The following is a 14917-nucleotide window of genomic DNA, read 5'->3' on the forward strand; positions in this document are numbered from 1 at the left end:
GCGTGCCGGGTTTCCGGCCCCGGTCCGCTCGGATACCGATTCGTTCGCGGTCACGGCAGGTCCTCGCCGAATCGGTCGACCAGATGGGAATTGACACCGTCGGGGTCGAGGCGCCGGGCGACGAGGTAGCCGGCACCCATCCAGGCCCGCCGGGTGTACTTCCCGAGCGAGACCCGGGTGCCCGGGGCGCCGGAGGCGGCGGGCAGCATCTTCACTCGCTCGAGCGCCTCTTTGATCCCCCGCGGACTCAGCGGGTGGGCATCGGTCAGCGCCGCCAGCACGGTGCGCGCGACATCGTAATTGACCATCGGAACGCAGTACTGCGGCCGGCGCCCGAATCGTTTCTCGTATCGATCCAGGTAGGCCTGCCCGACCGGATTGTGCTCGTCGTACTGATCGACCCCGATCCAACCCGTGAAGGCCTTCCACATGATCGGATCGACCCAGGCGTTCTGGAAGGCAGTACTGGTGTACCGGTGCGGGTCCCAGTCGAGTGCCTCGAGCGCGGGATTGATGAAGACGATGCCGAAACCGAAGCCGCAGTGGATGAGCGCGTCGGGTGCGGCGCTGTGCAGTGTCTTCACCGCTTCGGAGATATCCTGCGCGGTCGGTGCGATCGGCGCTTCGGCGACGACGCGGATACCTTTCGCGTGGGCCGCGCGGCGGAAGTTACGGGAGTATGTTTCGCCGATCAGGGAGTTCTCGATGAGGATGCCGGCAGTCGAATAGCCCTTCTTCGCGAGGAGATCCGCCCAGAAGATCGGCTCGTCGGTCATCGATCCCTGAGGGAACGAGAAGGTCCATTCACCGAGCCAATCGTCTGTACCGGTCACCGATATGGCGGGAACACGGAACCGATCCTCGATCGCCTCTTTGACGGCGACGCAATTATCGGTGATATTCGGGCCGAAGACCAGTACGCAGCCTTCGTCGACGAGCTCACCGAAGCCATCGATCACCGCCTTGACGCTGCCCTTGGGTAATCCTTCGACTTCTTTGTAGACGATCTGAACGGGCCGGTCGATCACACCCGCCTGGAGTGCTTCGTCGAAGACCAGCTCGAACGGCCGGGAGAAGTCGTCGAACATTTCCGTGGGATAGGACTCCGGTAACCGGAAATCCATCAAATAGCCGATTTTGATCGGTTCCGCCGTGCTCTCGTAGGCCATGGCGTGCCTTCCTCTGGTCACTCGTAGCAGCAGGGCCGCAGTGCAACCTAATATTTGTTCTGAACAAATGACTGTGTTCGTCGTGGAAGTCGGCAAGTCCGGTTACGGCGCCAGTTCGGAGACGTAGGCCTCGATCAGTTCGCGTAATCCGCGCGCGGTCAAGGGATCATCGGTGAGCGGGCCGGCCACCGCCGCGTGCGCCGCCTCGCGGACCGGTAGCCCCTCGGTGATCAATCGCGCCGTGGCGATCAGGACACGGGTCGAAGCCACTTCGCGTAGTGCTCCGGTGTCGAGCCTGCGAATCGCCTGCCCCAGACGCACCAACTCGGCCGCGCGGCCCGGATCTACCCCCGATTCCGCGACGATGATCGACTTCTCGGTTTCCGGTTCCGGATAGTCGAACGAAATCGCCACCATTCGCTGCCGGGTGGAGTCCTTCAAATCCTTCAGCACGCTCTGATATCCGGGATTGTACGAAACCACCAGGCCGAACTCGGGTTTCGCGTCCAAGGTGATGCCCAGTCGTTCGATCGGCAGCTGCCTGCGGTGATCGGCGAGCGGATGCAGGACGACAGTGGTGTCCTGTCGTGCTTCGACCACTTCGTCGAGATAGCAGAGTGCGCCTTCCCGGACCGCCCGGGTCAGCGGCCCGTCGACCCATTCGGTTTCACCACCGCGCAGCAGATAGCGGCCGACCAGGTCGGCCGCGGTGAGGTCGTCGTGACATGCCACCGTCACGAGGGGCCGCCCCAGCCGGTGTGCCATTGCCTCCACGAAGCGGGTCTTACCGCAGCCGGTCGGGCCCTTCAGCATGATCGGCAACCCCTGGCGATAGGCCGCCCGGAAGACCGCCACCTCGTTGGCGACGGGGAGGTAGTAAGGCTCTGCTGTCTCCAACTCCATTGTTGTACTCAACGTCGGCACCCCATCACACGCATCACCACTTTCTCTCTGTGGGTCGTTCTGCCGACCTCCGGACGCTGGAAGGCCGGCATATCCGGCCGGCCGGGATGTGGCGCCGGTTGGGCGTTCCCCATATGCGACGCCTCCTGATCTGCTCCTGCGGCGGTCGGCCGTTCGGGCGCAGTGACACCGGGACCGGCCGGGGAGTGCGCGATGAGCGTAATGCTCCCACAGCGACTTTCGCGAGCTGCGAACCTAACGTTTGTTCAGAGCGTAGCCGGACCCGACGAGCGCGGTCAATGGTCGCCCGGATTCTGTCGATCCGCCGGTCGGGCAGGTGGTCACCGGTATGTCCGAATGTCCACTGTAGCTGGGGATCTTCAGTCACCCGGGTGGTTTCCACCGCACGCTACCAGCGTTGCTCTCCGATATTGACCAAAAATCTGTTCCGGACTACAGTTTTGCGAAATCGGGGCGTATGCGCACGGGCGACGCCGTGCCATGCGGTTGAGACAAGGAGCGCGGTATGGACATGAACGATTTCGTACTCGTCTCGGTCGACGATCATCTCGTCGAACCACCGGATATGTTCGATAAGCACATCCCGGCCAAGTACAAGGACGACGTGCCCAAACTTGTCCAGCGGGAGGACGGTACGGACGCCTGGGTTTTCGAAGGGCAGGAAGCCACCAACGTCGGCCTGAACGCGGTCGCGGGGCGTCCGCCGGACGAGTACGGTGCCGAGCCGACCAAACTCAGCGAGATCCGTGACGGGTGCTACAACATCCACGAGCGCATCCGCGATATGAACGTCAACGGCGTTGCCGCGGCGTTGAACTTTCCGTCGTATCCCCAGTTCTGCGGCCAGTATTTCGCACGCGCCCGGGACAAGGATCTGGGCCTGGCGGTACTGCGGGCGTACAACGACTGGCATATCGACGAGTGGTGTGGCGCCTACCCCGGGCGGATGATTCCCCAGGCGCTGCCGCCGATCTGGGACCCGGAGGCGATGGCCGCCGAAGTGCGGCGCGTGGCCGCCAAGGGATGCCATGCGGTCAGCTTCTCGGAGAACCCCACCAAACTGAACTATCCGTCGCTGCACGATCCGCACTGGGACCCGTTCTGGCAGGCGTGCAGTGATGAGAACACCGTGGTCAACTTGCATATCGGGTCGTCGTCGAGCGTGGTGATCACCTCGGTCGACGCTCCGATCGACACGATGATCACCCTGCAGCCGATGAGTATCGTGCAGGCAGCCGCGGATCTGATCTGGTCGCCCACACTGCGACGGTTCCCGGATCTCACCTTCGCCCTGTCCGAGGGCGGGATCGGCTGGGTGCCGTATTTTCTCGAACGGATCGACCGCGTGTACAAGATGCACCGGGCGTGGACCCATCAGAACTTCGGCGGCAAACTGCCCAGCGAGGTTTTCCTCGACCGTATCGCGCTGTGTTTCATCGACGACGGCTTCGGTGTCGAGAGCCGGCACAAGCTCAACCTCGACATGGTGAACTGGGAGTGCGACTACCCGCATTCCGATTCGACGTGGCCGCTGGCGCCGGAGACGCTGGCCGGCCAGCTCGACGGTGTACCGGACGACGAGATCAACAAGATCACCCACGAGAACGCACTACGGCTGTACTCCTTCGATATGTTCCAGCACGTGCGGAAGGAGGACGTCACGGTCGGCGCGTTGCGCGCCGAGGCCGCCGATGTCGATCTGGGGTTCCGGTCGTCCGAGCGTCTCAAGAAGACCGGCACCGACACTGTGACAGTGCTGAACCTGACCCAGCAATTGCCGACGGCCACGCCGTAGGTCCGTCCGGGACGGTGGCGGAGCGAAATCGGCGTTCGAGCCGGGCGGTATAGATCAGAGCCGGACCGGAAGCCCGGTCAGACCGTGGATCAGCGTGCTCACGCGGTGTGGGCCGGGCTCGCGGTCGAGCGTCATACCCGGGAATCGGTCCAGCAGGGTACGGAAGGCGATCTCGCCCTCCAGTCGAGCCAGCGGTGCGCCGAGACAATGGTGGATGCCGTAGCCGAAGGCGAGATGGCCGGACGCGTCTCGTTCGACGTCGAGCCGGTCGGCGTCGGCGAAGCGTTCGGGATCGCGGTTCGCGCCGATCAGCGATACGAGCACGTACTGGTCGGCCGGGATGATCGTGCCGGAGAACTCGACCGGCTCGGTGGTGAACCGGATGGTCGCCAGGTTGACCGGACTGTCGTAACGGAGGAACTCCTCGACCGCGTTCGGTATCAGGTCCGGGTCGCCGCGTAACAGGGCGTGCTGGTCCGGGTTCCGCAACAGCGCGAGCATACCGTTGCCGATCAGGTTGACCGTCGTCTCGTGACCGGCCACGAGCAGCAGAAATGCCATCGCCATCGTCTCGGAGTGGCTGAGCGAATCGCCGTCCTCGGCCGCGCGCACGATATCGGAGAGCATATCCTCGCCGGGGTGAGCGGACTTATCGGCGATGAGATCGGCGAAGAACGCCGCCATCGCGCCTGCCGCGGCGGCTCGTTCTTCGTCCGCCTCGCCGGAGAGCAACGTATTCGACCACGTGCGGAACTCGTCGCGGCGGCTCTGCGGGACGCCGAGAATCTCACAGATGACCGTCATCGGCAGCGGGAAGGCGAAATGGTCCAGCAGGTCGACCGTGGGCCCGGCCGCAGCCATGGCGTCGGCGAGTTCGGTCGCGATCTCCTCGATCCGTGGACGTAACCGGGAGATCGCGCGCATGGTGAAGGCTCGCCCGACCAGTTTGCGTAACCTCGTGTGGTCCGGCGGGTCGGCGTTGAGCATATGCCGTACAAGCGATTCGGTGATCACCCGAGCCTGGGGGACGTCGTTGTCCCGGGCGATGGATCCCGGGATTCGCTCGGCATCCTTGGTCATCCGCGCGTCGTTGAGGGCGGCCCGGGCGTCCGCGTACCGGGTGATCATCCAGAACCGGAGGCCGTTCGGGCCGGTCGCGCGGGCCACCGGTCGCTCAACCCGCAGATCGCGGTAGAGCGCGGCCGGGTCGTCGTAGAACGACCGGTCGAGATGCAGCGGCTCAACGTTATGGCTGGTGGTCATCGTCCATCCCTGGAAGTCGGTGGCGTGCGCCTCCAGGTTTGCACAGGGCGTCCGTTATCGGGAGAAACGAGCGGACCTTCACCATGGGCTGCACGGGGAGCGCTCGGATTTCTGTATATCGGCTGTTGCTCTGCCGAGCGCGGAGATGAGCCGCGGCCTGCTGGGGCGCAGAGTCCGTGCACAACGCACGAGCCCGGGCAGCGGTCGCCGCCCGAGCTCGTGGATGGGGTCCTAGCGTTTGGGTTCGAGAGTGGACTCGACCTCTGTTTTCTTATCGGCCTTGGCCTTCTTGTCGGCCCGCTTCTCCTTCAAGGACTTTCCGGACTTTTTCGATGTGGAACTGCGCGGAGACTTATCGGACATCGGCGCGTCCTTTTGCCGGGGGGACCCTCGCGGCCCCTTTGCCTCGACCGTACGCGACACCGGCGAGCATTCATCGGAACGCAGACCCGGGAATCCGTGGTGTCGCCGGGTACCGGAGCAGGGGATACGGACCGCGGCCGGCCCCGATGCGTTACCGAATGAGCCGGTCCGGCGGCGGCCGCGTGCCTATGTGGCCGCGAGTTGCCCGTCCACTGTCTCTTCACCGGCGAGGGTGGTGCGGTGCATCAGGCGCAGGGAGGTCGGAGCGAACGGCAGCGCGCGGTGCAGCATCCCGGTGTTGTCCCACACCACCAGATCTCCGACGCGCCAGGTCTGGCGGAGTGTGAATTCGGGCTGGGTCGACCAGTCCAGCAGCCGGTCGAGGAGCGCGCGTCCGCGGTCGGCGGGCCAGTCGATCACCTCGGCCGCGGTAGCGCCGAGCAATAGAGATTTCCGGCCGTTGCGGCGGGTCCATACGAGTGGATGCACCCGTTCGGGTACGCGTGCCCAGCCCGCGCGTTCGGCGTCGGTCGGATCGGGGTTGGCCAGTGACTGCGCGTGGGCGAAGCTGTGGCGTACCCGCAGTGTGGCGATTTCTCGTTTGTCGGAGTCGCTGAGCCTGTCGTAGGCGGCGTAGGTGCTCGCGAACTCGGTGTCCCCGCCGGCCGGGTCAATCTGCCGGGCGGTGAGCAAGGTTGCTTTCTGCGGGATCTCGGAAGTGGTGCCGTCGATATGCCAGTGGAAATTCCCCTGGCGATAGGAGGCCATGACGGCATTGGTCTTGGCCGGATTCATCGTGATCGTCTGGATCTCCGGAAGCCGGTGTTCGCCGGTGGGCTGGACGACGACCGTGCCGAGCATCCGGCTGAAGGCGAGCAGATCGTCGTCGCCGATGCCGATCTCCCGGTACACGAGCACGCCGTGGCGTTCCAGTGCCGCGCGGCATTCGCCGGCGGCGTGCGGCGTGAGCAGATCGTCCGGTTTCACCCCCGTGATCTCCAGTCCCACGGATTCGGTGATGTGCTGCGATACGCCGACCATACGTTCTCCCGGTGCCCCCGCTTCGATGATGTTTCCGATAGCAACGATACGTATGTAGCGGGTGAAATGGGTCGAATCGCTTGTCGAGCGGCAGTACGCGATCGGCCACAGGGGCGCCGGCGCGGCGGGCGGCCGGCAGGTTCAGAGAATCCAGTGGTAGCGGCTGGTGGGTACCAGGTCCAAGCCGGTATCCGCGCCGAAACGGGCCACGCTGGCCAGGAGTTCGGTGATTCGGCGATCGAGTTCGGCTCCGTCGCCGCGGCTGCCGTAGAAGACATGTGGGTCGGTCATCGCTGCCATGGGGAAATGCTCCTCGACGACGGCCGATACTTCGGGCGCCGCCGGGGTCAGCACTTCTTCGACCGTGTTCTGTATGTAGCCGACGGTGTTCTGAGTGCGAATAGCGATCGGGGTGTGCTCGATCTGCCAGTACCGCAGGTACTCGTCCCGGGGCATCGAGGCGGGCCTGCGGAGCAGGGCGATATTGACCAGGGCATCGGAGCGGATGCCGTCCGGAACCGGTATCGGGTCGAGGCGTACCCGCTCGGAGACGCGGTAGGCGTGGGGTGCGGGTTCGTCCGCGGCTTCGGCCACAATGCCGACGGCGGTGGCCGGGTCGCCGTCGGTCCACACCGAGACGAGCGCGGTGATCGGTTCGGCGGGGCCGAACCGCATCATCGCGGAGGCCACGTCGGCATCATCGAGGTTCACCTGGACCGCGGTCGCTCCACCCGCGGCCAGCGTTTCCCGAAACGCCGGAGCGGTGAGCCGGGTTCCGAGGCCGGTGCCGTGCAGGGCGAGGATCAGCTTGGTCATGGCCGCAAACTAGCACGTGTTCTGATTCGCCTATCGACCAATTAAGCAGTAGCGCTTAATGTGGGCGGATGCAGCCGGTGCCACACTCCGGGATCGCGCTGTTCCGGCTGGGACCATGGATCGCCGCACGCTGGAAACCGAACCGCAGAAAGGCCGATCGATGAGATTCACCTACGCCGAGACCATGACCGACCCGTCCTACTACGTGCCGTTGGCGCAGGCCGCCGAGGCCGCCGGGTACACCTCGATGGTGCTCGCCGACAGCATCGCCTACCCGCGCGACTCCGATTCCACCTACCCCTACACGCCGGACGGTAGCCGGGAGTTCCTGGAGGACAAGCCGTTTGTCGAAACCTTCGTCCTCGCCGGAGCACTGGCCGCGGCGACCACCACATTGCGCTTCACCCCGTTCGTGCTGAAGTTGCCGATCCGGCCGCCGGTGCTGGTGGCGAAACAGGCGGCGTCGGTGGCGGCGCTGAGCGGCGGCCGCCTCGGTCTGGGCGTGGGCGTCAGTCCGTGGCCGGACGATTTCGAGATCTTCGGTGTGCCGTTCGAGAAGCGCGGCCGCCGGATGGACGAATGCCTCGATATCGTCCGCGGCCTCACCGCCGGCGGGTATTTCGAGTTCCACGGCGAGTTCTACGATCTGCCGCCGATCAAGATCTCGCCGGTGCCCACCGAGCCGATTCCGCTGCTCATCGGCGGGCACAGCAAACCCGCGTTGCGTCGCGCGGCGCAGCGTGGTGACGGCTGGATGCACGCCGGCGGCGACCCGGCGGAACTCGACCGTCTGCTCACCGAGCTCACGGCGATGCGTGCCGAATACGGCACGCGCGAGGACTTCGAGGTGCACGTCATCTCGCTGGACGGTTTCACCGTGGACGGTGTGAAGCGGCTGGAGGACAAGGGAGTCACCGACGTCATCGTCGGCTTCCGCTATCCCTACGGCCGGGAGCCCGATACCGAGAGCCTGGACACCAAGATCGCCAACCTGTCCCGTTTCGCGGACAAGGTCATCGCCCGCACTCAGTAGCGGACAGCAGAGTGAAGGAATCGAAATGAGCAGCCTATCGGGCAAAGTGGCGCTGGTGACCGGTGCCTCGTCGGGGCTGGGCGCGGCGGTCGCGCGCCTGTTCGCCCAGCGCGGAGCCTCGGTCTTCGGGGTGGCACGCGACGAACAACGCCTGGCCGAGGTGTTCGGTGATGTGCCCGGTGGGCGGTTCGCCACCGCCGATATCGTCACGTCGGCGGCATGCCGGTCGATGGTCGAGCGGTGTGTAGCCGAATTCGGGCGCCTCGACGTGCTGGTCAATGTGGCCGGCTCGCACCGGATGCGCCGGACCGGTGAGGTCGCCGACGAGGACTGGGACGCCGATCTGGCGGTGAATCTCAACGCCCCGTTCTACCTTTGCCGCGCCGCGCTGCCCCATTTGCTGCGGGCCGGCGGCAACATCGTCAACGTCGCTTCCATCGCCGGGGTCGAGGGCCAGGCGTACTCGGCGGGCTACTGCGCCGCCAAGCACGGTCTGGTGGGTCTGACACGGGCACTGGCCGTGGAGTTCACCGCCGATCGTCTCCGCGTCAACGCTGTCTGTCCCGGTGGCATGCTCACCCCGCAGATCAGCGAGTTCTCCCTGCCCGACGGCGCCGACCCGAACCTGATCATGCGCGCTGCCGCCCCGCGGGGTATGAACGAGCCGGAGGAAGTCGCCACAGTGATCGCGTTTCTGGCCGGCGATGAAGCCTCGGCTATCCACGGTGCTGTCTATCTGGCCGATAACGGCAAGACCGCGGGGTAGCTTCCCGGGTTCACCGAAGTCGCTGCGGGCCGGGCGTGGCGTCGACGTTGGACGATGGCGCAGGTGGTTCGGCGTTTCACCGATGGATTCGGTCGCGTGGGTGCCGTTGAATCACTGCCATGAGCAACGACACTCGCCTGCTGACCGCCGCGGATCTCGAATTCCTCGGCCGCCCCCTGCACGGGTTCCTGTCCGTGGCCGGAGGTGCGCAGCCGCCGCAACCCCGGCCGGTGTGGTTCGAGGCCACCGCCGCGGGCACGATCGAGTTCTTCACCGAACCCGAGTCGGCGAAGATACGACGCCTGCGCCGCGACTCCCGCGCCTCGATCGTTGTCGCGGCCCCGGTGGGTGAACGAGAGCGCTGGGTGAGCGTCGCAGGCCGCTCCACAGTGGAACCCGACGGGGCACACGACCTGTGTTCCCGCCTCGCCGCTCGTTACTGGGATCTCGACGACCCGGCCCGGGCCGATACTCTCGCCGAGATACTGACCGGCGAGCTTCTCCGTGTCGTCATCCACCCGGACACAGTGCACCGCTATGCGCTGTGATCCGGGGTCCGGCCGGTAGTGGGTGAGGGTTCGCGGTCGTCACGCGCGAACCAACGCGCCGGTGCGCCGGAACTCGCTCGGACTGACCCCTCGGATCCGTTTGAACGCCACGCTGAACGCGAAGGGGTCGGAATAACCCACGGCGCGGGCGATCTCGGCGACGGTCGCCGACTCGCGCTCGGTGAGCAGGTCCGCCGCGAGGGTCATGCGCCAGACGGTGAGGTAGGTCAGCGGCGGTTCGCCGACCAGGTCGGCGAAGCGTTTCGCCAGCGTGGAACGCGATACTCCGGCCCGGTCGGCCAGCGAGCCGACCGTCCAGGGCGCCGCCGGTTCGTCGTGCAGCAGGCGCAGCGCGCCGCCGACCACGGGATCCCGCTGGGCGGCGTACCAGCCGGGCGGCTCGCTGCCGGGCCGGTCGAAGTAATCGCGCACCGAGCAGACCAGCAGCCAATCCAGGAGCCGGTCCAGGACTACCTGCTGGCCCGGGGTGTCGGTGGCGACCTCGGCGGCGAGGTGGTCCAGTACGGGGTCGGCCTCGCCACCGCAACCCACACGCAGCACGACGGGCAGCGCATCCAGGAGCCGGCGGCTGATCTCGCCGCACACCGGATACGCGCCGACGATGAACGTTGTGGCCCCGGCGGAGCCGCCGCTGTCGGTCCAGCCGCGGCGGTGCCGGGTTCCGCCCTGTTCGGGCGTCGCACAATGTTCACCGCATGCGATCGGCACGGCCCGCGTTCCGGGCGCGTCGACGAAAGTGAACGGTGCGGGACCTCGCACGATGATCGTTTCGCCGGGACGGAGCTGTTCGGGCGGGTGCCCCTCCGGCACGATCCAGCCCGGCGCCCCGAGGACGGTGCACAACGTCAGCGGGGCGCCGTCCACGAAGTGCAGCGCCCACGGCGGGGACAGGGTCGAGCTGCCGAACAACGAGCCCCGGGCCCGCATGCCGCGGAAGAGGTCACCGAACGCGTCCACCCCACAGAGATTAGACGATCACACAGGCAATCCGCCTCTTTACCCATGGATTCGTCCGATCCGGTGCCGTTGAATCACAGCCATGAGCAACGACACCGTCCTCGTCCTCGGCGCCACCGGTAAAACCGGCAGGCGGGTCGCCGCCCGATTGCGGCTGCACGGCACACCGGTTCGCGCCGCCTCCCGCTCCAGCGAGATCCGCTTCGACTGGGCCGACCCCGGCGGCTGGGATTCGACCCTGGACGGCATCACCGCCGTCTACGTGGTGCCTCCGCCGGTGCCCGGACCCGTGCACGAGTTCGTGGCGCGCGCCGAGGCCGCCGGCGTGCGGCGCTTGGTCCTGCTCTCCGGGCACGGCGCCGATACCTGGGGCGACTCCGCGTTCGGACTGGATATGCGCTCGGCCGAGGAGGCTGTGCGCGGTTCGGCGCTGGAGTGGACGGTACTGCGGCCGTCGAATTTCGACCAGAACTTCGACGAGGACCTCTTTCGGGCCCCGCTGGCGGCCGGCGAACTCGCGCTCCCGGCGGGCGCGGTGCCCGAACCCTTCATCGATCTGGAGGATGTCGCCGACGCCGCGGCCGCGGTGCTGACCGAGCCCGGCCGGCATGCCGGCCGGATCTACGAGCTGACCGGGCCGCGGGCGCTGACCTTCGCGGAGGCCGTCGAAATGATCTCCCGGGCATCCGGGCTGTCCATCGGCTACCGGCAGATTTCTCCCGCCGAATACACCGCGGCGTTGATCGAGCAGGGCTGGAGCGAGGACGCCGCACAGCACGTCGCGGATATGTTCGTGCTGATGGAACGCGGTGTGATCGCCGGGACGACCGACGGTATCGCCACCCTGCTGGGGCGCACGCCCCGCACCTTCGAGGACTATGTCGTGCGGGTCGCGGCCGCGGGAACCTGGCGCCGCTGAACCCATCCCGGCGCCGTCCACGACAGTGACCACCCCGACGAAAGATCGGCCGGTCACGGACGCTCACCCGGGAGCCGATGATTCGACGATCTCACCGGGTGCGCGTACCGGGGCAGTGAGCATTGCGCCGAGCATGGTGACGATTTCCTCGGGGAAGTCGGAAGGGGCCGCCGCGGTATGGGTTTTGCGCTCCCATTCCGCCAGCAGTGCGAACATCGCCGTCGCGACCGCGCCGATCCGGCGGCGCTGCGCCGCGGGGTCGGCGGTCGGGATCGCGCGGGCGAGTAGCCCGAGGACTTGCGGCCAGACCGTCCCCTGGGTTCCGTCGAGGTCGGTCGGCAGATACGGGGCGGCCGCCTGGAGGAACCGGGCGTAGTAGTCACTGTCTACTGAGGTCAGCGGTTTCACGAGAATCCACAGGAGGGCCTCGACGTCGCGGCGCGCATCGTCGTCGAGGGCCGCCAGCATTTCGGCGCGTTCACGCTCCATGGGGCCGAGGCGGCGTTCGACCACGGCACGGATCAGCTCGTGCCGGGTCCCGAAGTGGTAGTTGACCGCGGAATTGTTGCGCTGTCCGGCCGCGATCGCGATATCGCGCAGCGGCACCCGCACTCCGGCCTCGGCGATCAGCTGCTCAGCGGCGTCGAGGATATCGGCCCGCGCCCGGTCACCACGGCTCATATCGAAACAGCATAGGGCGGGCCGCGGCATGGATCCTGTGCGCTGATCCCATCGCATACGCGATTCGGCGGCGACGGGCGTTGTCGATGCCGAGGCGGACACGGCGCGCTCGATAACTCCGGCCGCGGTCGGGCAGAGGATTCGGATGGCGGCCTCACGATGACCATGCCATCCGGTAGCCGAGACCGGGCCGGGTCCGACGAGGGATCGGTTCCGCGCGGGTGCTCCGGCAATCGGTCCCCGGAGTGTTTCGAAAGGCCGTTATCGATATTGAATAGGGAATTATCGGACAGTCGAAAAGTGCGATTCGATGATTTCGCGAAAGATCACACCGGTGTAATTATGGGTATATGTGAGAAAACCCATATTTTATGATCCAGTTCACCTGGAGTTCACCTTATGGATTGGTCTCGTTAAGATAACTGGACAGTAACGTTAAGATTACGGAATTACCAATGTTGGGAACGGCGCAACGGTGTCGTTGGTAAATGCAGACCCGACAGGAGTGAGAAACTATGGGTTCAGTGGATCTGGGCAGCCTCGGCACCCTTCTTAGTGCATTCGGAAGCATCTTCAGTGGTTTCGGTGACCTGTCGAGTCTCTCGGCCGAATAAGATGTAGTAAACGCAGTCCAATGCTGCTTGGGCGGTCCGCTGGATATTATCCAGCGGACCGTCTCCTTTTCTGTGTCGGCCCAGTCTCTGAGGCTGTATGCCCTGTACCTGCATCGATGGTTCCGCTGTGATCTCAATGAGATAGGGGGAGAGCGGCTTTGCGGTTCTTGTGAAGATGACGAAAACCCGGTTCGGCCCGGTGCGCTTCTATGCGGTTGTGGAGCTGTTCTAGAGTGGCTTTCGCATCAGCGGTATCCGTGAACCATTGGGTCCGATCGTAATTCGATCAGCCCCGGTATCTCGACCTCGAGATATTCGGTTCTTGCTCGTTCCGCCCCACTCCTAGGGTTTCGGTAGTCGATGCTACGCAATTCCCTTCGTGCCGTATGGGTTCGAAATTCTCTGTACCGAACGGGTTTATGGGATCCGCTTCTCCGAGCGGCTATCCGAACGCCGCCGCCCGATCCCGGTTATATGCATTCATGAATTGCGCCGCGCCCCCGCTTTTTTCGATCGTGTCAGTGTGTTGTTCCGGCGCGGAGGTGTGGGTGATCTCCGTGCCGTCCTGAATTTGCCCGGCCCGGCGGCGGTGGCCCATACGTGAGGATCTGAGCAGTCCATCGGCGGCGACGATCGACGTGGACGGGTCGGTCTGCCCGATACCGCTGCGGGATGCGCCCAATATCGTGATGGGCGGTGCGGAACCGGGTCCGGTAGATCGGCCGGTCCGGTAGCCGGTGGCTCGCACGGAATCCGGCATGCGGCGGTCGTGGGTCACCAGGGCCGCTCCGGTGGAGGTGCCCTGCAGTACCACGGCGTCGCGGGGATTTCATTCGAGTTGTTCGGCCGATGCGGCGACCGATCAGGCGACGCCGCTTCCCGGCAACGGGAAGTAAGCCGTCCAGGGTTCTGGAAAAATTGCGGCCGATCAGCACGAACGAGGATAGGGAAGGTCGGCGGGACCGAGCAGTGAGCGATCAGGGCAACCGCCGCGGGGACGACAGTATGAGGGGCGGACGTCCCCACCAGGACTGGTGAGGAGCCGGTATGGCGCGAGAGATAGAGGTGGATGCCGACGGGCTGCGGTCGGCAGCGGAATTGCTCGGCGATATCGGGGACAGTTTGACCTCCATCGGGGCGAGAGCAAACGCGGTGATGGACAATATGACCGGCGCCTGTGGCGACGATCATTTCGGGCACGAGTTCACCGATGGGCCGGACGGTTATCGGGCCCGGTGCCACAAGGCGGCCGCCGGCAGTGACGATATGGGGAAGGCCTTCAACGTCTTCGCGGAAGATACCGGCGACACCGGTGCGGCGCGAGCATGGGACAACACCGAGGATGCTTCGGCCGACAACCTCCGGCGGGTGGTCTGAGCTCATGTCCGATGGCAGTTCTCGTTCCGCCGCGGACGCGATGGAGAGTTTCCGGCGGGAGATGGACCTGGTCGCGGAGTTGCAGCGGCAACGTACGCAGCTCACCGCCTCGGCGTCGGTGCGTGACAAGCGGGTCACCGTGACGGTCAATGCCAACGGATTGGTGATCGCCACCGAATTCTCGCCCGATATCGGCGATCTGACCTTCGACGAAATCGCGACCGCGGTGACCGAGGCCGTCCACCAGGCGGCGGCCGAGATGGTCCGGCGGACCGAGGAGTTGATGCGGCCGCTGCGCGAAGTGCGCGCGGGTAAGCCGAAACTATCGGAGTTGGTGGACGGTATACCCGATTTCGAAAGTGTGGTCCCCGTCGAGCCACAGGTCTCGACTGCCGCGCCCAACGCTGCCGAGCGGGTATCCGCGCAGAACGCGGACGCCGGGAACGATCCGGTGCTGGTTTTCGACGACGTCGTGGAGCTCGCAGATCATCGGGAGGCGGGCGCACGCGGCCCCAAGGCCACCGAGTCGACCTGGTGATTTGTGTTGGAACACGGTGATTGCTGACTCCGAGTGGGCCGGGGCGGCCGTTCGGAGACGGTTGTGTTCGGTGTGGGTGGCGGTGATCTGAG

16 protein-coding genes are annotated in these 14917 nt (G+C 65.7%); 7 read left to right on the forward strand and 9 right to left on the reverse strand.

Annotation, left to right across the window (positions count from 1 at the left end):
• Positions 1–50 precede the first annotated feature (50 nt).
• Positions 51–1169 (reverse strand): ABC transporter substrate-binding protein, encoded by a 1119-nt coding sequence (locus ABZ827_RS03775; protein WP_357232407.1) that lies wholly within the window; start codon positions 1167–1169, stop codon positions 51–53.
• Positions 1170–1271: 102 nt separating this feature from the next.
• Entirely contained in the window at positions 1272–2072 is an 801-nt protein-coding gene (locus ABZ827_RS03780) for a CbbQ/NirQ/NorQ/GpvN family protein (protein ID WP_357234456.1), read from the reverse strand.
• A gap of 526 nt (positions 2073–2598) precedes the next feature.
• Here ABZ827_RS03780 and ABZ827_RS03785 point away from each other — a divergent pair.
• A complete protein-coding gene (locus ABZ827_RS03785) occupies positions 2599–3888 on the forward strand; it encodes an amidohydrolase family protein (protein WP_357232410.1) in 1290 nt (429 codons plus the stop codon).
• A gap of 54 nt (positions 3889–3942) precedes the next feature.
• Here ABZ827_RS03785 and ABZ827_RS03790 read toward each other — a convergent pair whose 3' ends face one another.
• The 4 genes from ABZ827_RS03790 to ABZ827_RS03805 form a co-directional block, all read right to left on the reverse strand.
• A complete protein-coding gene (locus ABZ827_RS03790) occupies positions 3943–5151 on the reverse strand; it encodes a cytochrome P450 (RefSeq protein WP_357232413.1) in 1209 nt (402 codons plus the stop codon).
• A gap of 231 nt (positions 5152–5382) precedes the next feature.
• Positions 5383–5514: a hypothetical protein gene (locus ABZ827_RS03795; protein ID WP_357232416.1), complete on the reverse strand. Its 132-nt coding sequence runs from the start codon at positions 5512–5514 to the stop codon at positions 5383–5385.
• Between the two features lie 186 nt (positions 5515–5700).
• Entirely contained in the window at positions 5701–6555 is an 855-nt protein-coding gene (locus tag ABZ827_RS03800) for a TauD/TfdA family dioxygenase (protein ID WP_357232419.1), read from the reverse strand.
• Between the two features lie 141 nt (positions 6556–6696).
• The gene (locus tag ABZ827_RS03805) at positions 6697–7371 is read right to left on the reverse strand and encodes a hypothetical protein (RefSeq protein WP_357232422.1); all 675 of its coding nucleotides are present in this window, start codon (positions 7369–7371) and stop codon (positions 6697–6699) included.
• A gap of 160 nt (positions 7372–7531) precedes the next feature.
• Here ABZ827_RS03805 and ABZ827_RS03810 point away from each other — a divergent pair, with 160 nt between their 5' ends.
• From ABZ827_RS03810 to ABZ827_RS03820, 3 genes are all read left to right on the forward strand, one after another.
• Complete coding sequence (locus ABZ827_RS03810; RefSeq protein WP_357232425.1) at positions 7532–8404, forward strand: TIGR03619 family F420-dependent LLM class oxidoreductase; 873 nt, start codon at positions 7532–7534, stop codon at positions 8402–8404.
• 25 nt (positions 8405–8429) lie between these two features.
• The gene (locus tag ABZ827_RS03815; RefSeq protein ID WP_357232428.1) at positions 8430–9170 is read left to right on the forward strand and encodes an SDR family oxidoreductase; all 741 of its coding nucleotides are present in this window, start codon (positions 8430–8432) and stop codon (positions 9168–9170) included.
• A gap of 119 nt (positions 9171–9289) precedes the next feature.
• Positions 9290–9718, forward strand: coding sequence for a pyridoxamine 5'-phosphate oxidase family protein (locus ABZ827_RS03820; protein ID WP_357232431.1), 429 nt, complete (start codon positions 9290–9292; stop codon positions 9716–9718).
• A gap of 39 nt (positions 9719–9757) precedes the next feature.
• Here the strand turns inward: ABZ827_RS03820 and ABZ827_RS03825 are convergent, their stop codons facing one another.
• Positions 9758–10696 carry an AraC family transcriptional regulator gene (locus ABZ827_RS03825; protein ID WP_357232434.1) on the reverse strand — a complete coding sequence of 313 codons (939 nt, stop codon included), beginning with the start codon at positions 10694–10696 and terminating at the stop codon, positions 9758–9760.
• A gap of 82 nt (positions 10697–10778) precedes the next feature.
• Here ABZ827_RS03825 and ABZ827_RS03830 point away from each other — a divergent pair, with 82 nt between their 5' ends.
• Positions 10779–11615 (forward strand): NAD(P)H-binding protein, encoded by an 837-nt coding sequence (locus tag ABZ827_RS03830; protein WP_357232437.1) that lies wholly within the window; start codon positions 10779–10781, stop codon positions 11613–11615.
• Between the two features lie 63 nt (positions 11616–11678).
• On the opposite strand, the gene ABZ827_RS03835 is transcribed toward ABZ827_RS03830, so the two are convergent.
• Entirely contained in the window at positions 11679–12296 is a 618-nt protein-coding gene (locus ABZ827_RS03835; protein ID WP_357232440.1) for a TetR/AcrR family transcriptional regulator, read from the reverse strand.
• Between the two features lie 1056 nt (positions 12297–13352).
• The gene (locus tag ABZ827_RS03840) at positions 13353–13688 is read right to left on the reverse strand and encodes a hypothetical protein (protein WP_357232443.1); all 336 of its coding nucleotides are present in this window, start codon (positions 13686–13688) and stop codon (positions 13353–13355) included.
• A 269-nt stretch (positions 13689–13957) separates the two neighbouring features.
• Between ABZ827_RS03840 and ABZ827_RS03845 the strand changes: the two genes are divergently transcribed.
• Together ABZ827_RS03845 and ABZ827_RS03850 are read left to right on the forward strand one after the other, a co-directional pair.
• Positions 13958–14287 (forward strand): hypothetical protein, encoded by a 330-nt coding sequence (locus ABZ827_RS03845; protein ID WP_357232445.1) that lies wholly within the window; start codon positions 13958–13960, stop codon positions 14285–14287.
• Between the two features lie 4 nt (positions 14288–14291).
• Positions 14292–14825, forward strand: a complete 534-nt coding sequence (locus tag ABZ827_RS03850) for a YbaB/EbfC family nucleoid-associated protein (protein WP_357232448.1) — start codon at positions 14292–14294, stop codon at positions 14823–14825.
• Positions 14826–14917 lie beyond the last annotated feature (92 nt).

Origin of the sequence: Nocardia sp. NPDC019395 (genome assembly GCF_040632335.1) — a bacterium.
Taxonomy (GTDB): Bacteria; Actinomycetota; Actinomycetes; order Mycobacteriales; family Mycobacteriaceae; genus Nocardia.